This is a genomic window from Xanthomonas campestris pv. asclepiadis (assembly GCF_020784175.1).
Taxonomy (GTDB): Bacteria; Pseudomonadota; Gammaproteobacteria; order Xanthomonadales; family Xanthomonadaceae; genus Xanthomonas; species Xanthomonas campestris_D.
Genome location: NZ_JAJGQM010000037.1, coordinates 1 through 16,161 on the forward strand (window position 1 = coordinate 1; position 16,161 = coordinate 16,161).

Annotated in this window: 18 protein-coding genes; 5 read left to right on the forward strand and 13 right to left on the reverse strand. The window is 67.2% G+C overall.

The annotated features are described in order from the left end of the window. Positions 1-543: 543 nt before the first annotated feature. The 9 genes from LL972_RS15620 to ccmA form a co-directional block, all read right to left on the reverse strand. Positions 544-1,557, reverse strand: coding sequence for a tetratricopeptide repeat protein (locus tag LL972_RS15620; protein ID WP_228328371.1), 1,014 nt, complete (start codon positions 1,555-1,557; stop codon positions 544-546). Further along, on the reverse strand, positions 1,557-1,991 hold the full coding sequence (locus LL972_RS15625) for a cytochrome c-type biogenesis protein (RefSeq protein ID WP_228328372.1): 435 nt from the start codon (positions 1,989-1,991) through the stop codon (positions 1,557-1,559). Before LL972_RS15625 ends, LL972_RS15620 begins: the two co-directional genes overlap by 1 nt. Then, the gene (locus tag LL972_RS15630; protein WP_228328373.1) at positions 1,988-2,590 is read right to left on the reverse strand and encodes a DsbE family thiol:disulfide interchange protein; all 603 of its coding nucleotides are present in this window, start codon (positions 2,588-2,590) and stop codon (positions 1,988-1,990) included. The genes LL972_RS15625 and LL972_RS15630 overlap by 4 nt, the downstream gene beginning before the upstream one ends. Continuing rightward, on the reverse strand, positions 2,583-4,520 hold the full coding sequence (locus tag LL972_RS15635; RefSeq protein WP_228328374.1) for a heme lyase CcmF/NrfE family subunit: 1,938 nt from the start codon (positions 4,518-4,520) through the stop codon (positions 2,583-2,585). The genes LL972_RS15630 and LL972_RS15635 overlap by 8 nt, the downstream gene beginning before the upstream one ends. Before the next feature lie 171 nt (positions 4,521-4,691). Further along, the gene (gene ccmE / locus LL972_RS15640; RefSeq protein WP_228328375.1) at positions 4,692-5,162 is read right to left on the reverse strand and encodes a cytochrome c maturation protein CcmE; all 471 of its coding nucleotides are present in this window, start codon (positions 5,160-5,162) and stop codon (positions 4,692-4,694) included. Continuing rightward, a complete protein-coding gene (locus LL972_RS15645) occupies positions 5,159-5,329 on the reverse strand; it encodes a heme exporter protein CcmD (RefSeq protein ID WP_228328376.1) in 171 nt (56 codons plus the stop codon). Before LL972_RS15645 ends, ccmE begins: the two co-directional genes overlap by 4 nt. Next, a complete protein-coding gene (ccmC, locus tag LL972_RS15650; RefSeq protein ID WP_228328377.1) occupies positions 5,326-6,078 on the reverse strand; it encodes a heme ABC transporter permease CcmC in 753 nt (250 codons plus the stop codon). The genes LL972_RS15645 and ccmC overlap by 4 nt, the downstream gene beginning before the upstream one ends. A 94-nt stretch (positions 6,079-6,172) precedes the next feature. Then, entirely contained in the window at positions 6,173-6,868 is a 696-nt protein-coding gene (gene ccmB, locus LL972_RS15655; RefSeq protein ID WP_006452115.1) for a heme exporter protein CcmB, read from the reverse strand. Next, positions 6,865-7,509, reverse strand: a complete 645-nt coding sequence (gene ccmA / locus LL972_RS15660) for a heme ABC exporter ATP-binding protein CcmA (protein WP_104582508.1) — start codon at positions 7,507-7,509, stop codon at positions 6,865-6,867. The genes ccmB and ccmA overlap by 4 nt, the downstream gene beginning before the upstream one ends. Positions 7,510-7,755: 246 nt before the next feature. On the opposite strand from ccmA, the gene LL972_RS15665 reads away from it, so the two are divergent. Next, positions 7,756-8,904 carry a pyridoxal phosphate-dependent aminotransferase gene (locus LL972_RS15665; protein WP_228328378.1) on the forward strand — a complete coding sequence of 383 codons (1,149 nt, stop codon included), beginning with the start codon at positions 7,756-7,758 and terminating at the stop codon, positions 8,902-8,904. Positions 8,905-9,052: 148 nt separating this feature from the next. Next, positions 9,053-9,853 (forward strand): amidohydrolase, encoded by an 801-nt coding sequence (locus LL972_RS15670; RefSeq protein WP_228328379.1) that lies wholly within the window; start codon positions 9,053-9,055, stop codon positions 9,851-9,853. A 106-nt stretch (positions 9,854-9,959) separates the two neighbouring features. On the opposite strand, the gene LL972_RS15675 is transcribed toward LL972_RS15670, so the two are convergent. Beyond that, positions 9,960-10,730, reverse strand: coding sequence for a glutaminyl-peptide cyclotransferase (locus tag LL972_RS15675; RefSeq protein WP_228328380.1), 771 nt, complete (start codon positions 10,728-10,730; stop codon positions 9,960-9,962). Positions 10,731-10,894: 164 nt separating this feature from the next. Here LL972_RS15675 and LL972_RS15680 point away from each other — a divergent pair, with 164 nt between their 5' ends. After that, entirely contained in the window at positions 10,895-11,332 is a 438-nt protein-coding gene (locus LL972_RS15680) for a hypothetical protein (protein WP_228328381.1), read from the forward strand. A 173-nt stretch (positions 11,333-11,505) separates the two neighbouring features. On the opposite strand, the gene LL972_RS15685 is transcribed toward LL972_RS15680, so the two are convergent. The 3 genes from LL972_RS15685 to LL972_RS15695 are packed head-to-tail and all read right to left on the reverse strand — an operon-like array spanning position 11,506 to position 15,236. Further along, on the reverse strand, positions 11,506-13,128 hold the full coding sequence (locus LL972_RS15685) for a pseudouridine synthase (RefSeq protein ID WP_228328382.1): 1,623 nt from the start codon (positions 13,126-13,128) through the stop codon (positions 11,506-11,508). Further along, complete coding sequence (scpB, locus tag LL972_RS15690; RefSeq protein ID WP_429002171.1) at positions 13,121-14,392, reverse strand: SMC-Scp complex subunit ScpB; 1,272 nt, start codon at positions 14,390-14,392, stop codon at positions 13,121-13,123. The genes LL972_RS15685 and scpB overlap by 8 nt, the downstream gene beginning before the upstream one ends. Further along, the gene (locus tag LL972_RS15695; protein ID WP_166765251.1) at positions 14,331-15,236 is read right to left on the reverse strand and encodes a segregation and condensation protein A; all 906 of its coding nucleotides are present in this window, start codon (positions 15,234-15,236) and stop codon (positions 14,331-14,333) included. Before LL972_RS15695 ends, scpB begins: the two co-directional genes overlap by 62 nt. A gap of 353 nt (positions 15,237-15,589) precedes the next feature. Here LL972_RS15695 and LL972_RS15700 point away from each other — a divergent pair, with 353 nt between their 5' ends. Together LL972_RS15700 and LL972_RS15705 are read left to right on the forward strand one after the other, a co-directional pair. Then, complete coding sequence (locus LL972_RS15700) at positions 15,590-15,889, forward strand: YciI family protein (protein WP_228328384.1); 300 nt, start codon at positions 15,590-15,592, stop codon at positions 15,887-15,889. Next, a complete protein-coding gene (locus LL972_RS15705; RefSeq protein ID WP_228328385.1) occupies positions 15,886-16,155 on the forward strand; it encodes a BolA family protein in 270 nt (89 codons plus the stop codon). The genes LL972_RS15700 and LL972_RS15705 overlap by 4 nt, the downstream gene beginning before the upstream one ends. The last annotated feature ends 6 nt before the right edge of the window (positions 16,156-16,161 follow it).

The following is a 16,161-nucleotide window of genomic DNA, read 5'->3' on the forward strand; positions in this document are numbered from 1 at the left end:
TGAATCCGTCCATGGAGGCTCTTACGCGGCATCCATGCCGCGTAAGGTCCCGCGACGGTGAGCGGGCAAGGACCAGTTGAAACGGTCGGTGTGCATGGGAAGAGCAGTGCTGGATGCGCCTCGTTGAATCACCAAGCAGCGGTTCCAGGTCTGATGTATACCGCACGACAGACGGCTTTTCAGATGAGCGCCGACCAATTGTCTGGTGCGGTGCCCTTGCCGGTTGCGGGACCGTGTGGCGGCATGGATGCCGCCACCGAGCCCCCAGGGACGGGTTCACGGCGTGTCTCGCAAGCGGTGAGGGCACCGCGCCCTCGACGCTGGGGCTTGGCTGCAAGGCCCTTGCCCGCCCACCATCGCGGGACACGCCGCAAGTACGTCCCTGTAAGCTCTTACGCGGCATCCATGCCGCGTAAGGTCCCGCGACGGTGGGCGGGCAAGGACCAGCACAGATGGTCGGTGTGCGTGGGTTTCAACAGCGCAACCGACGCACTCCGGTGCGGTGTCATCGTTGATTGCGTCGCATCGACATGCGGCGAGCAATCAGCGGCCGATCACCAACTCCACGGGCGCGGCGGCCGGCAGTTCCACCATCACCGGCACGCTCTCGACATCATCGGCCTGGCGCATTGCATTGCCACTGCGCGATAGCCTGGCAAGCACCTGCACGGTGTCCAGCGACGACAGCGTGCGCGTCGGCATCGGGCTGTCGCCATCGTCCAGGGTGATGGTCAACGGCAGCTCGCTCAGCGCGTGTTTTTCCACCGCCACCGGCATCGGCGTGTCTGCGGCGCGCGCAATCACGAAGACGCTGGTGTCGCCCGGCAACCCGGCGCGTTTGGCGAACTGCGCATCCAGCGTCACGCGCACCTGGATGCGTTTGCCGCTGGTTGCATCGGCAGCAGGCGCAGCCGGTGCCTGGATCGGCGCCAGCTTGGCTTCCTGGCGCGCGGCGTTGATCTGTTCGAGCAGGCCCGGGCGGGTCGCGGCATCGACCACGCGCAGCAACGGCTCCCAGGTCTCGCTGGCCTTGGCCGGCTGGCCGGCCTGACGCTGCACCACGCCCAGGAACCAGCGTGCGCGTTGATGGTCCGGTTGCACCGCCAGCGCATGTTCCAGCAGACGCATGGCCTGCGGATCCGGGCGCCCGCTGTCGTCGGCGAGCATGCGCGATTGCGCGCCAGCCACCAGTACGTCCGGCTCGTCCGGACGCAGCGCGACCGCGCGCGCAAACGCATCGCACGCTTCGGCGAATTTCTGTTGGCTGGACAGCGAGCGCCCCAGCAACACCCAGCCTTCGGCCTGGTCGGGGTTACGCGCCAGGGCGCTGCGCAGTTGCACGATGGCCTCGTCCAGGGTGCGTGGCGTGGCCGGGCGGTCGGCCACCTGTTCGATCGCCGACGGCGTGCCGACCAGCCAGTACAACGCCGCGCTTGCGGCCAGCAACAGCAGCGCCACACTGGCCGCCAGGCTGCGCGTCTGGCGCCACAGCGGGCGCAGCGCCACGCCGAAGGCGAGCAGCGCGATAATGGCAACCGCAAGGACGAAGCCGACCATCACCACTCCTGCTCATCGGCGGGCAACGCGGGCGCGGCAGCGCTGCGTCGGCGCACCAGCAAGACAACCGCGCCGGCCCCCAGCAGCAACACCAGCAGCGGGCCGAACCACAGCAGCCAGGTGCGCGATTCCACCTGCGGGCGATACAGCACGAACTCGCCATACCGGGCAACCAGGAACTGGCGGATCTGCGCATCGCTGCGACCTTCATGCATCAGCGCCAGCACTTCGCGACGCAGGTCCTGGGCGATCTGCGCATTGGAATCGGCCAGCGACTGGTTCTGGCACTGCACGCAGCGCAGCTCGGCGGTGAGGGCATGGAAGCGCGCCTCTTCCTCGGCCGAGGCATAGCGCAGCGGTGCCGGGTCGCCGACCGGCTGGGCCAGGGCCAGCCAGGGCAACAGCAGCAGCGTCAGCAGCCAGGCGCGCATCATTGCTTGGCGTGCAGGTCCGGTGCGGCACTGGGCGAGCGCTCGATCTTGCTCAGCACCGGAATCAGCTGCGTGTCGATGACGGACTGGGTGAGCATGCCGCTGTACTTCCAGCGCACCACGCCGCGCCCGTCGACCAGAAAGGTCTCCGGTGCCGCGGCGATGCCGAAGTCGATCGCGGTGCGGCCATCCTTGTCGGCAACCACCAGCAGGTACGGGTTGCCCAGTTGTTCCAGCCAGCGCAGCGCATCGGCTTGCTCGTCCTTCCAGTTGTAGCCGATCACGCGCACGCGCTTGGTCAGCGCAAAGCGGCTCAATACCGGATGCTCCTCGCGGCAGGCCGGGCACCAGCTGCCCCACACGTTGATGATGTACGGTGCGCCGCGTAGTTCGCGCGCGTGCACCACGATGCTGGGGTCGTGCAGCAGCGGCAGCGCGAACTCCGGCGCGGGCTTGCCGATCAGCGCAGAGGGCAGGGCATCGCGATCGTCCTGACCGGAGCGCACCACCGCATAGACCAGCAGCGCTGCCAGTGCGAGCAGCAGCGCGATGGCACCCACCAGAACCGCAGTGGGCAGGCGGGGTGAACGTGACTCAACCATCTTGGATCTCCGGAGAACGACGAAAACGCCGGTCGGCCGCGGTGACCAGGCCGCCGAGCGCCATCAGCAGCGCTCCCAGCCAGATCCAGCGGACGAACGGTTTGAGGTGGACGCGGACCGCCCAGGCCTGATTGCCCAGGGGTTCGCCAAGCGCGACATACAGGTCGCCGAACGGGCCGGGACGGATCGCCGCCTCGGTCAAGGTCTGCCCGCCGCTGGCGTAGCGGCGTTTTTCCGCATGCAGCAGGCCCACCGGCGCATCATCCTCGAACACCTGCAGGTTGGCACGGTCGGAAACGTAATTGGGCCCGCGTAGTTCTTCGACATTATCGAAGTGCAGCGCGTAGCGGCCGATCTGCATCTGCTGCCCCGGCGCCAGCGCGACCTCGCGCTGCAGGCTCAGCGATTCCACCAGCAACGCACCGGCCAGGAAGACCGCCACGCCCAGATGCGCGAGCACCATGCCCAGCATTTCGGCGGTGAATTTACGGCCCTTGGCGGCGCGCCGTGTCCACAGGAAGCGCAGCGTGCCCAACAGCACCCAGGCCGCGCCGGCCACGCCGATCGCCGCCTTCCACTGCCCCTGCGGCGCGGCGAACCAGGTCAGCACGCCCGCGGCAACCGCCAGTCCGGCCCAGGGCGCGAGCATCGCCAACGGGCGCGAGGCCTGCTCGCGCTGCCAGCGGGTCAGCGGGCCAAACGGCAACAGCGCCACCAACGGCGCCATCAGCACCACGAACAAGGTGCCGAAGTAGGGCGGGCCGACCGACAACTTGCCCAGGCCCAAGGCGTCGGCCAGCAACGGATACAGCGTGCCCAGCAACACCATCGCGCAGGCGCAGGTGAGCAACAGGTTGTTCAACAGCAACAAGGTTTCGCGCGAGCTGCCGGCAAACGCGCGGCGCGGATCATCGACCAGCGACAAGCGGGGGGCGCGGATCGCGTACAGCACCAGCGAGCCACCCACCACCGCCAGCAGGAACACCAGGATGAACAGGCCGCGCGAGGGATCGGCCGCAAACGCATGCACGCTGGTCAGCACGCCCGAGCGCACCAGGAAGGTGCCCAGCAGCGATAGCGAAAACGCGGCAATCGCCAGCAGCAAGGTCCAGCTGGCGAAGCTGCCGCGCTTTTCGGTGACTGCCTGCGAATGCAGCAACGCGGTGCCCACCAGCCACGGCATGAAACTGGCGTTTTCGACCGGGTCCCAGAACCACCAGCCACCCCAGCCCAGTTCGTAATACGCCCACCAGCTGCCGAGCGCGATGCCGACGGTGAGCATCGCCCAGGCCACATTGGTCCATGGCCGGGTCCAGCGCAGCCAGCGCGCATCCATGCGGCCTTCCAGCAACGCGGCGATGGCAAAGGCGAATGGCACCGCAAAGCCGACATAGCCGCAGTACAACATTGGCGGATGGATGATCAGCCCCGGATCCTGCAACAGCGGATTCAGATCGGCGCCTTCCAGCGGCACCGGCAACAAGCGCGCGAACGGATTGGAGGTGAACAGCAGGAACGCCAGGAAGCCGATGCTGACCAGCGCCATCACCCCCAGCACGCGCGCCACCACCTGCGCAGGCAGCTGCCGCGACCACAGCGCCACCGCCCCGGTCCACAGCGCCAGCACCAGCGTCCACAGCAGCAATGAACCCTCGTGCGCACCCCACACCGCCGAGTAGCGATACATCACCGGCAGCAGGCTGTTGGAATTCTCGGCAACATAGCGCACCGAAAAATCCTGCACCAGGAAAGCATGCGTCAGCAGCGCGAAGGCCGCCGCGATCAGGCCCAGCTGCACCAACGCGGCTGGCCGCGCCACTGCCATCCAGCTGCCGCGTCCGCGCTGCGCACCGGCCAGCGGCAACGCGGCCTGCAGCAGGGCCACCAGCAACGCCAGGATCAGCAGGAAGGTACCGAGCTCAGGCAGCATCGGGTCGGCGCGTCGTTGAGCATGCAGTGGTGCAACGAATGCAAGCGCAATGCAGAGGCGTCGTCCATGCAGCGTTTGCAAGAGCCAGCCCATGCACGGCGACGTTGTCAGCCACACAGCGACCGCGCAAGCCATCGCCCTGCAGGAATGCCAACGTCCTGACGGATCCCATCAACGCAGCGCTCCAGCCTGGTCCGCGGCCGCCGGCACATCGTGCTTGCGGTGCGCGTTGCCCATCTTGTCGGCGACTTCCTTCGGCATATAGGTCTCGTCGTGCTTGGCCAGGATTTCTTCGGCCACGAACACGCCTTGTTGCATGCGACCGGTCGCCACTACCGCCTGTCCCTCGCGAAACAGGTCCGGCAGGATGCGGTCGTAGCGTACCGGCAACTGCGCATCGCCATCGGTGACGCGGAACTGCGCTTCCAACGAACCGGAGGCGCGTTGGAACGAGCCTTTCTCCACCATGCCGCCGAGCCGGAAGCGCGCATGCTCGCCGGCGTCGCCACGCAACACTTCCGACGGTGTGTACAGATAGGCCACGTTGCGCTGCAGTGCCATCGCCACCAGCGTGGTCGCCAGGCCGCCGGCCAGTACCAGCGCAATCACCAGCCAGATCCGGCGGCGCCGTTGCGGGTTCACCGGCTCAGCTCCGCATCGGTGGGCACCGCACGCTTGCGCTCGCGCAGGCGCCGCGCCTGCGCGATCTTCAACGCGCGACGCACCTGCCAGCGGCCGGCGATCAGGTCCCACAGCAGCACCAGCACGAACACCGCGTAGGCGGCGATGACGTAGGGCAGGTAGCTCATGCCACGCCCTCCGGCGCGTCGCGCACGATCCAGGCCTTGCCGGCCTCGCGGCGCAGGTTGTCGGCGCGCGCACGCGTCAGCAGCGAACCGGCGAACCAGAACTTGGTGCCGATCACCATCAGCCACAGCGGCAGCAGCATGCTCGCATCAATGGCGGAGGGACCGAGCAGGCGAATGCTCTGGCCCTGATGCAGCGAGTTCCACCACACCACCGAATAACGGATCACCGGCAGCAGCGCCACGCCGACGATCGCCAGCAAGGCGGCCGCGCGTGCGGCCTGACGGCGATCGTCGATGGCCTGATACAGGCCGATCACGCCCAGATACAGGAACAGCAGGATCAGCTCGGTGGTCAGGCGCGGGTCCCAGTCCCACCAGGCGCCCCACATCGGCTTGCCCCAGATGCTGCCGGTCAGCAGGGTGATCACGGTGAACGCGGCGCCGATCGGCGCGCAGGCCATCGCCAGGATTTCGCAGATCTTGATGCGCCAGATCAGCGCGATCGCCGCGTATACCGCCATCAACCCGAACACGAACAGGCTCATCCACGCGCTCGGCACATGGATATACAGAATGCGAAAGCTGTCGCCCTGCTGGTAGTCGGCCGGCACCGCAAACAAGGCCTGCCAGATGCCCGCGCCCAGCAACACCGCGGCCAGCGCGTGGCACCACGGCGCCCAGCGCGCGGTGAAACGGTCGAAGATCGGGGGCGAGGCGAGTTGATGGAACCAGCGGACGACGACGTTCATGCGATGGCAGCAGCCTTTGGAATGGCATTGGCTCTCGAAACAGCAACAGCGCAATGAGCGGAGCATCTTGTCGACAGCGCATCGACCGCACGGCTCAACTCAAGGAAATCCGGATCGCGGCAGCCGCAGCCAGCGGTGCCAACACCACGCCGATCACCAGACCGGCGCCCAGCAACAACAACGCACCCACCGCATCCTGGCCCTGGCCGCTGGCCGCCACGCTGCCGGCACCGAACACCAATACCGGCACGTACAACGGCAACGCCAGCAACGCCACGAGAATACCAGAGCGTTTCATCGTCACCGTCAGCGCCGCGACCACGGCGCCAAGCAGACTCAGAAGCGGTGTGCCCAGCGCCAACGATGCCAGCAGCACCGGTAGTTGGTCATGTGGCAGGTGCAGCAATTCGCCCAGCAGCGGGGTCACCGCGATCAACGGCAGCGCGCTGGTGGCCCAGTGCAGCAGCACGCGCACCGCGATCAGCCACGCCAATGGCACCGGCGCCAGCAGCCATTGCTCCATCGAGCCGTCTTCCACATCGCTGCGGAACAGCGCATCCAGCGACAGCAGGCCGGCCAGCAGCACCGACAGCCACAGCACCGCCGGCGCGGCCTGTGCCAGCAGGTCGGGGCGCCCGCCCAGGCCCAGCGCGAACAACACCACGATCAGCAGGGCGAACAACGCCGGCTGCAAGGCATCGCTGCGACGGCGCCACAGCAGCTGCAGGTCGCGGCTGAGCAGCGCGCGCGCGGCCTGCCACAGCGACGGTTGTGGCGAATGCAGGCTCATGCCGCCGTCTCCAGCGTGAGCATGCGCGTGCGCACCGGCGGCGCCGCGTAGGCGCCGTGGGTGGTGACCAGCGCCGCGCCGCCGCCGCGCAGGTGCGCGGAGATCATCCGGTTGACCAGGGTGATGCCGTCCAGGTCCAGGTTGGCATAGGGCTCGTCCAGCAGCCACAGCGGGGCCGGCGACAACCACAGCCGCGCCAGCGCCAGGCGCTTGCGCTGGCCGGCCGACAGCTGCCGCACCAGCGCATCCTCGTAGCCGGCCAGGCCGACGATGGCCAGCGCGCTGCCGGGCATCTGTTTGGCGCGGCGGCCATGCAGGCCGCACAGGAAGTGCAGGTTCTCCAGCGTGCTGAGATCGGCCTTCAGCCCCGGCAAATGGCCCAGATACGCCATGAAGCGGCTGCGGTCGCCGCGCCGCGCGGTCTTGCCGTCGATCTGGATCTGCCCGCGCTCCACATGCAGCAGCCCGGCCAGCACCCGCAGCAGCGTGGTCTTGCCGGCGCCATTGTCGCCTTGCACCAGCAGCGCCTCGCCGGCATCGACATGGAAATCCAGCGGGCCGAACACCGGCTCCTCGTTGCGGCTGAAAGCCAGCGCGCGTGCCGCCAGCAGCGGTGGCGCAGTGTGCAGCGGTTCGATCATCGGCGCAGCGGGCTCCCGTCGCAGGACGGCATAAGGTGGGCGAGCGGGTGTCATGCCATCGCGGGGAGGCAGCTGGCACGACACGCTGTGAGGCAGGGCGCGCATTGTAGCGACGATGGCCCGCTGCCGGGGGCGCATCGGGCGGGGTGATGTGTCCGGGAACGCTGTTTTGCACCGCCCGGGCGCAACCGCCTGGCGGCTTTGCGTACACTCGCGGTCCCCCCGTTTGCTGCCCGGACAGGCCCGATGCCCCTCACGACCAAGCTGCCCAAGGTGGGCACCACCATCTTCACCGTCATGTCGCAGTTGGCGGCCGAACACGGCGCGGTGAATCTGGGCCAGGGTTTTCCCGATTTCGCAGTGCCGTCGCGGCTGGTCGATGAACTGACCAAGGCCATGGCGGCTGGCCACAACCAGTACCCGCCGATGACCGGCGTGGCGGTCCTGCGCCAGGCCATCGCCGGCAAGGCGCAGCGCTGCTACGGCGCGCAGGTCGATGCCGACAGCGAGATCACCGTCACCAGCGGCGCCACCGAGGCGATCTTCAACGCCATCCACGCAGTGGTGCGCGCCGGCGAAGAGGTCATCGTGCTGGACCCGGCCTACGACTGCTACGAGCCGGCGATCGACCTGGCTGGCGCGCGCGCGGTGCACGTGGCGCTGGACCCGCAGACCTTCGCCATCGATTGGCCGGCGCTGCGCGCGGCGATCACGCCGAAGACGCGCCTGCTCATGATCAACTCGCCGCACAATCCCTCCGGCGCGATGCTGTCTGCCGATGACATGCAGCACTTGACCGAGCTGCTGCGCGGCAGCGACATCTTCCTGCTCTCGGACGAGGTGTACGAACACATCGTGTTCGACGGCCGCCGCCACGAATCGGTACTGCGCTGGCCGGAATTGCGCGAGCGTGCGTTCGTGATTTCCAGCTTTGGCAAGACCTATCACTGCACCGGCTGGAAGATCGGCTACGCGATCGCACCCCCGGCACTGAGCGCCGAGTTCCGCAAGGTGCATCAGTACAACACCTTCACCAGCTTCGGCCCGGCCCAGCACGCGTTTGCCGCGATGATCCGCGACGAACCCGAACACGATGAGCAACTCGGCGCGTTCTATCAGGCCAAGCGCGACCGTTTCCGCGAACAGTTGCTGACCACGCGCCTGCAGCCATTGCCGGTGCCCGGCGGCTATTTCCAACTGGTGGACTATTCGGCGGTCAGCGACCTGCCTGACACCGAGTTCGTGAAGTGGCTGACGGTGGAGAAGGGCGTGGCCGCGATTCCGCTGTCGCCGTTCTACCAGACGGCGCCGCAAGGGCAACGGCTGGCCCGGCTATGCTTCGCCAAGAACGACGCGACCCTGGATGCGGCGATCGCGCGCTTGCAGCAGCTCTGACGAGCCGGGATTAGGGAATGGGGATTCGGGAATCGTAAGAGCGGTTGGTCGCTCTCGATCTGAATCTGCACTTGGCCCGATGCCGTAACGCCCTCACCAAACTGCTGTCCGATTCCCTATTTCCGATTCTCCATTCCCGAGCATCAGCATGCACGACCTCCGCATCTCGCTTGTCCAAGGCGACACCCGCTGGCATGACCCGGCCGGCAATCGTGACTATTACGGTGCGCTGCTGGAGCCCTTGGCTGGGCAGACCGATCTGGTGATCCTGCCGGAGACCTTTACCAGCGGGTTCTCCAACGACGCCATCGACAAGGCCGAGGACATGGACGGGCCAACCGTGGCCTGGGTGCGTGCGCAGGCCGCGCGGCTGGGTGCGGCCGTCACCGGTAGCGTGCAATTGCGCGCGCCCGAAGGCGTGTTCAACCGGCTGCTGTGGGCCACGCCGGACGGGGCGCTGCAGTCCTACGACAAGCGCCATCTGTTCCGCTTCGGCAACGAGCATCTGCGTTACGCGGCCGGGCGCGATCGCCTGACGGTGGATTGGAAGGGCTGGCGGATCAATCCGCAGGTCTGCTATGACCTGCGCTTTCCGGTGTTCTGCCGCAATCGCTTTGATGTCGAGCGGCCGGGCCAGCTGGATTTCGATCTGCAATTGTTCGTTGCCAACTGGCCGTCCGCGCGCGCCTATGCCTGGAAGACGCTGCTGCGCGCACGTGCGATCGAGAACCTGTGCTTCGTGGCGGCGGTCAACCGCGTCGGCGTCGATGGTAATCAGCTGCACTACGCCGGCGACAGCGCCGTGATCGATTTCCTTGGTCAGCCGCAGGTGGAAATCCGCGAGCAGCCGCAAGTGGTCACCACCACCCTCAGCGCCGCCGCCCTGGCCGAACACCGCGCACGCTTCCCGGCGATGCTGGATGCCGATGGCTTTGAGATTCGGGATTAGGGATTCGGGATTCGGGATTCGGGATTCGGGATTGGTGCAAGCAGGCAGGGCGCAGCTGCCGGCTTGCTGCCATTGCGAATCCCCAATCCCCAATCCCAAATCCCGTCTACTCACCCAGCTTGATCTCGTAGATCTTCGGCCAACGCTTGCCGGTGACGAATAGCCGATCGTGCTCGGCGTCGTAGGCGATGCCGTTGAGCACATCGTTGCCGGGGTCGGTCAGGGTGTCGGCGTCCGGTACCAGCGCCTGCAAATCGATCCAGGCGATCACCTTGCCGCTGGCCGGGTCGATGCGTGCAATGCGGGTGGTCAACCAGACGTTCGCCAGCAGCTTGCCTTTCACCCATTCCAGCTCGTTGAGATTGTCCAGCGCCTTGCCGCCGGCAGTGACCTTGATGCTGCCGACCTGTTGCAGTGTCTGCGGATCCAGCCGTCGAATGCGGGCAGTGCCATCGCTCATGTACAGGCTGCTGTCGTCGCGGGTCAGTGCCCAGCCCTCGCCGGAATAACTGAACTGCGTGCGTGGTGTCAGCGTGGCCAAGTCGTAGACAAACCCGCGCTGGTTGCGCCAGGTCAGCTGGATCAGGCGGTCGTGCCAGGCCACGATGCCTTCGCCGAAAAAAGGCGCCGGTGTCGTGACCTGCTGCAGGACGCGGCCGGTCTCCAGCTCGACCTTGCGCACGCTGGACCGGCCCAGTTCACCGGTGCTCTCGTACAGGTGTCCGTCGAGATAGAACAGGCCTTCGGTAAAGGCGGCGGTGTCGTGCGGATAGGTGCGCACGACGGTGTAGCCCTGGGTCGGGATCGCTTCGTTGCAATGGGCGAGCGAAGGCAGCAGCAGGGCGGCGAAGAGCAGGCGGTAGGCGATGCGTGGCATGCGGCGATCATCCCACGCCGCCGTTGCAGACGGTTATGGCGCAGGCAGCCAGCCGGCGAATAATGATTCGCTGAACGGTCGCCTGCGCGGTGCCCACACCTTGTCGCGACTGCCACACCGGCGCTGCTAGGCTCGGCGCCACGTTCACCAACCGGAATGCCCACATGATCAAGTCGCTTTCTCTTTTCGCGCTGCTGGGCGCTGCCGCACTCGCACCGCAGGCGCAGGCTGCAGGCAACATCGACTGCAAGCTGTCGTTCAACCTGGAAGGCTGGTCGGTGTTCTACAAGACCGCCAGCGGCACCGGCACCATCACCTGCGACAACGGTGCAGTGATCCCGGTCAAGATCTCCAGCAAGGGCGGTGGCCTGACCGTCGGCAAGTCCAAGATCGTCGGTGGTCGCGGCACCTTCTCTGGCGCCTACAGCCTCAATGATCTGTTCGGCACCTATGCGGCGGCCGAAGCGCATGCCGGCATCGTCAAGTCCAGCACCGCACAGGTGGTCACCAAGGGCGACATTTCGCTGGCACTGGCCGGAACCGGCGAGGGCGTGGATCTGGGTGTCAATGTCGGCAACTTCGTGATCGAGCGCCGCAAGTAATCGTCGGTCGAGCGCGCGGTGCCTCAGCGCTCGCGGGGCACGCCGTGTATTCATCCATCAGAGCGCAGATCACAACCGACCTGGCCGCGCTTTGACCTGGACGTCTTGCGTGATCTGAGCAGCAACGAAAAACGGCCCTTTGCAGGGCCGTTTTTCATGTGCGTCCTGTCAGCTTAGCGACCGCGATTACCGCCGCCGCCCGGCGGACGACCACCCGGGCCGCCGGGACCACGCGGCGCGCCGCCCGGACCACCGGGACCGCGATTGCCGCCCGGACCACGGTTGCCACCGGGGCCGCCTGCACGTGCACCGCTCGGGCGGCCGGCTGCCGGACGTGCCGCGCCATACGGGCTGAAGCCCGGGTTGGCGTGGTCGGACGGGAAGCTCGGTGCATTGCCCGGATGACCGTACGGGTGCTTGCGCTGACCCTGGCCTTGGCCCTGCGACTGGCCCTGTCCGCCACCGGCGCCGCCGCGCCCTGGGCCACCTGCACCGGGACGTGCATTGCCCGGGCCGCCGCCTGGACGCGCGCCACCCGGACCCTTCTTCGCATACGGGCGCGCCTGGCCGGTGCCGGGGCCACTCGGGCCGGCATTGCGGTGACCGCTGGGGCCGGTACTCACGCCATCGGGCACGTACCAGCTGCGGAACGCAGCCGGGTTGCCGTCCGGCAGGGCACGGTCGCCCTTGCCGGGAGCGCGCTGCTTGAACGGGCGCTGCTGCGACTGCTTGGCCGCCGCTTCGCCGCTGACGGTGAGGCCGCCGCGGAAACCGCCCGGCTTGCCACGGCCACGGCCGCCGCGATCCTCGCGCAGATTGTCGAAGCGACGCAGCTCACGGCCTTCGTCGGCGCCGGAGGTCTGGCCGTTGACATAGGCATTGCTGCGACCATCGCGCGAGACGTGCACGGTGGACTTGGCGGCGCGGCGCTGGCCGATCACCGGCTGCAGCGTCAATGCCGACGGCGCGCCTTCTTCCAGCTTGAGTTCGGCGCGCAGGGCATCGACCTTGTCCTGCGCCACTTCGATCGACTGCCCACGCAGCAGCTCGCGCGGCAGCGAGATCTTGCCGTAGCGGCTGCGCTTGAGGCGACTGACCTGGCAGCCCTGCGACTCCCACAACCGGCGCACTTCGCGGTTGCGGCCTTCCTTGACCACCACGCGGAACCAGTCGTGCGAGTCGGTGCCGCCGATGCGTTCGATTTCATCGAACTTGGCGCCGCCGTCTTCCAGCAGCACGCCGCGCGACAGGCGCTCGATGATGGCGTCGGAGACCTTGTCTTCGCCTTCCGGCGCACGCACGCGCACCACGTATTCGCGCTCGACCTCGTAGGAGGGGTGCATCATCGCGTTGGCCAGCTCACCGTCGGTGGTCAGCAGCAGCAGGCCGGTGGTGTTGATGTCCAGGCGGCCGATCGCGATCCAGCGCGAGCCTTTCAATGCCGGCAGCGACTCGAACACGGTCGGGCGGCCTTCGGGATCTTCGCGCGTGGTCACTTCGCCTTCGGGCTTGTTGTAGATCAGCACGCGTGCCGGCTCGGTCAGCGCGCTGGCCACGAAACTGCGGCCATCGAGCTCGATCTTGTCGCCGCTGCGCACCGACATGCCGGTCTGCGCGACGGCGCCATTGACCTTGATCAGGCCATCGGCAATGCGCTGTTCCAGCGCGCGGCGCGACCCCAGGCCGGCCTGGGCCAGCACCTTGTGCAGGCGCTCTTCCAGCTTGGGCGCTTCGGGCGCGCTGTCGCGCTTGAGGGAAAGCTTGTTCAACGACAGCTTGCGGGGGGTGTCACTCATGTGTCTGGCTCCGGCCGACGCGTTGCGGGTCGGCCTCTGGGTCGGAATCGGCTTCGTCAACAGCCACGGTCGTCGTCGCGACGGCGTTGTCTTCGTCTTCGTTCACTGCTTCCGCGCGCGTTCCCGGCGCGGTGTCGGGGTCGCCCTCACGGGCGTCATCTGGGTCCAACGGGTTCGGGTCCTGCGCCGAGGCATGCTCGGGGTGTTGCGGTGTTTCGTTACTCAACTCATCGGCGCTGGCGTGGTCATCGACCGCGGCGGCGTGGTGTTCGTTTTCTTCGTCGACTGCAGTCGCGGTGCTGGCGGTCTGATCGTCGACATCGACATCCATCTCGGCATCTACATCGGTATCCACATGCGCTGCGTCATCGGTGTCGCTGGTTGCGTCGGTCGTGCTGTCCGGCGCCTGCAATACATCCGCATCGCGGCGTTCCGGCGCATCCTCGCTCGGGTCGGCGTCAGCGCCAACATCCGCTTCCGACTCCAGGCCAGCCGCAGCGGCAGTCGCCGCATCGGCGCCGGCGCCGTATGCATCCGCCATCTCCGCATCGGCGTGCGCTTCCTGACCTGCTTCAGCATGCTCCGCATCCATCGCTGCCGACGCCGGGACCGCGCCATCCAGTTGCCCGTCGCGGTCCAGCGGCAGCTGCGGTTCCAGCTCGGCGATGTCCTTCAACTCAGACAATGGCGGCAGCTCGTCCAATCGCTTGAGCCCGAAGTAATCCAGAAAGCCCTTGGTGGTGCCGAACAGGGCCGGCTTGCCGGGCACATCGCGGTGGCCCACCACGCGGATCCACTCGCGTTCTTCCAGCGCCTGGATGATGTTGCTGCTGACCGCCACGCCGCGTACCTGTTCGATCTCGCCGCGGGTGATCGGCTGGCGGTAGGCGATCAGTGCCAGGGTTTCCAGCGTGGCGCGGGTGTACTTGGTGCGGCGCTCGGTCCACAGCCGGGCAACCCAGCCATGCACCTCGGCCTTGACCTGGTAGCGGAAGCCCGAGGCCACCTCGACCAGTTCCACGCCGCGCTCGGCGCAGCCCTCGCGCAGCAGTTCCAGCGCGCGCTCGACGCTGCCGGGCGGCGCCGGCTCTTCCTCGGGAAACAGTCCCTGCAGCTGCGCCAGCGTCAGCGGCTGGCTGCTCGCCAGCAGGGCGGCTTCGATAATGCGGGTGATCAACGCTTGATCCATTCGGTGATCGGCTTCAGATAGGTTCGTTGGCGGCATCGCTGTCATCGAATTCGCTGGAGAATTGCAACGGCGCATTGGTATTGCCCAGCGCCAGCGACTTCACGTAGATCGGCGCCAGCGGCGCCTCCTGCACGATGTCGAGCAATTGCTCCTTGGCCAGTTCGAGCAGCGCCAGGAAGGTGACCAGCACGCCGAGCTTGCCTTCTTCGGACGTGAACAGCGATTCGAAGCGATAGAACCTGCCATCGTCCAGACGGCTCAGCACATCGCCCATGCGCTGGCGCACACTCAGCGCCTCGCGCTTGATCGCATGGCCGGTGAACAGTTCGGCGCGCTTGAGCACGTCGTACAGCGCCATCAGCATTTCTTTCAATTCCACCGGCGGCGGCAGCTTGACCGCGGCGCGCTCGGGCAGATGCGCCTGCACCGGCGCGCTGTCGCGGCCCATGCGCGGCAGGGTGTCCAGATCCTCGGCGGCCTGTTTGAAGCGTTCGTATTCCTGCAGCCGGCGTACCAGCTCGGCGCGCGGATCGTTCTCTTCGCCTTCCTGGCTGGGCGGGCGGGGCAACAGCATGCGCGACTTGATCTCGGCCAGGATCGCGGCCATCACCAGATATTCGGCCGCCAGTTCGAAGCGCAGCTCCTGCATCACGTTGATGTAGTCCACGTATTGCCGGGTGATCTCGGCGACGGGGATATCCAGGATGTCCAGGTTCTGGCGGCGGATCAGATACAGCAGCAGGTCCAGCGGACCCTCGAAGGCATCCAGGATGACTTCCAGCGCGTCCGGCGGAATATACAGATCCTGCGGGATCTGCAGCACCGGTTGCCCATGCACCACCGCCAGCGGCATTTCCTGCTGCTGTGGCGGTGCGCTCGTGGCTGGCGGATTCGCGTCGTGCGCGAGTTCGGAATTCATCAGGTCGACATCGGGTCTTACGGTCGCCGGCCGCGGTCTGGACCGCGCCTGCAGGGCTTTGCCTTGAAGTTATTGCAATCAATGTCGTGCCCGTGCCGGCACGATCCTACAAATCCACATACAACGTGCGCCGCGTGGCATGCGGCGACGGGACAGCGAGGAGGTCGTCTACGCGGGTCGGCGGTGGGCAGCGAATCGGTCGTCGAATGAGGCATGGGGCCTGGGCCGACGGGCCGCTGCGTCCGATTGCGTGTGCAGTGGTGTCAAGGGTAATGCGTGCGCGGGGCCGGTGTCCAGCGCCGAGGCGGCTAGAATCCCAGGGCTGATCTTTACGTTTTTTGGCGAGGTGGCGGATGTGGTACGTAATCGAAGGGTATGACCGGGCCGACGCACTGGCGGCGCGGCAGCAGGCGCGACCGGCGCATCTGGCCCGTTTGCAGGCGCTGGCGGCGGCAGGTCGCTTGCTGGTGGCCGGCCCGTGCCCGGCGATCGATGCCGAAGATCCGGGCCCGGCCGGTTTCAGCGGCAGCGTGGTCATCGCCGAATTCGACGCGCTGGATGACGCCCACGCCTGGGCCGATGCCGATCCGTATGTGGAGGCGGGCGTGTATGTGCGCACCGAGGTCCGCCCGTTCCGCCGGGTGCTGCCATGAGCCGGGTCGAGCGGATCCGCGCCGCGCTGCAGTCGGCCCTGGCGCCGACCGAGCTGGAGGTGGTGGACGACAGCCATCGCCATGCCGGGCATGCCGGTGCGCGCGACGGGCGGGGGCATTTCAATGTGCGCGTGGTCAGCGCCGCCTTCGCCGGCAAGCCGCCGCTGGCGCGTCACCGTGCGGTCTATGCCGCAGTCGGCGAGATGATGCAGACCGATATCCACGCGCTGTCGATCGAGGCCTTCGCGCCGGACGAGGCGGGATAACCACAT

Excerpts from the sequence above, each read along its gene's own strand:
- LL972_RS15620 (WP_228328371.1), bottom strand. The coding sequence starts at position 1,557 with ATGGTCGGCTTCGTCCTTGCGGTTGCCATTATCGCGCTGCTCGCCTTC.
- LL972_RS15625 (WP_228328372.1), bottom strand. The coding sequence starts at position 1,991 with ATGATGCGCGCCTGGCTGCTGACGCTGCTGCTGTTGCCCTGGCTGGCC.
- LL972_RS15630 (WP_228328373.1), bottom strand. The coding sequence starts at position 2,590 with ATGGTTGAGTCACGTTCACCCCGCCTGCCCACTGCGGTTCTGGTGGGT.
- LL972_RS15635 (WP_228328374.1), bottom strand. The coding sequence starts at position 4,520 with ATGCTGCCTGAGCTCGGTACCTTCCTGCTGATCCTGGCGTTGCTGGTG.
- LL972_RS15645 (WP_228328376.1), bottom strand. The coding sequence starts at position 5,329 with ATGAGCTACCTGCCCTACGTCATCGCCGCCTACGCGGTGTTCGTGCTG.
- ccmC (WP_228328377.1), bottom strand. The coding sequence starts at position 6,078 with ATGAACGTCGTCGTCCGCTGGTTCCATCAACTCGCCTCGCCCCCGATC.
- ccmB (WP_006452115.1), bottom strand. The coding sequence starts at position 6,868 with ATGAGCCTGCATTCGCCACAACCGTCGCTGTGGCAGGCCGCGCGCGCG.
- ccmA (WP_104582508.1), bottom strand. The coding sequence starts at position 7,509 with ATGATCGAACCGCTGCACACTGCGCCACCGCTGCTGGCGGCACGCGCG.
- LL972_RS15665 (WP_228328378.1), top strand. The coding sequence starts at position 7,756 with ATGCCCCTCACGACCAAGCTGCCCAAGGTGGGCACCACCATCTTCACC.
- LL972_RS15670 (WP_228328379.1), top strand. The coding sequence starts at position 9,053 with ATGCACGACCTCCGCATCTCGCTTGTCCAAGGCGACACCCGCTGGCAT.
- LL972_RS15675 (WP_228328380.1), bottom strand. The coding sequence starts at position 10,730 with ATGCCACGCATCGCCTACCGCCTGCTCTTCGCCGCCCTGCTGCTGCCT.
- LL972_RS15680 (WP_228328381.1), top strand. The coding sequence starts at position 10,895 with ATGATCAAGTCGCTTTCTCTTTTCGCGCTGCTGGGCGCTGCCGCACTC.
- LL972_RS15685 (WP_228328382.1), bottom strand. The coding sequence starts at position 13,128 with ATGAGTGACACCCCCCGCAAGCTGTCGTTGAACAAGCTTTCCCTCAAG.
- scpB (WP_429002171.1), bottom strand. The coding sequence starts at position 14,392 with ATGCGCCGTTGCAATTCTCCAGCGAATTCGATGACAGCGATGCCGCCA.
- LL972_RS15695 (WP_166765251.1), bottom strand. The coding sequence starts at position 15,236 with ATGAATTCCGAACTCGCGCACGACGCGAATCCGCCAGCCACGAGCGCA.
- LL972_RS15700 (WP_228328384.1), top strand. The coding sequence starts at position 15,590 with ATGTGGTACGTAATCGAAGGGTATGACCGGGCCGACGCACTGGCGGCG.
- LL972_RS15705 (WP_228328385.1), top strand. The coding sequence starts at position 15,886 with ATGAGCCGGGTCGAGCGGATCCGCGCCGCGCTGCAGTCGGCCCTGGCG.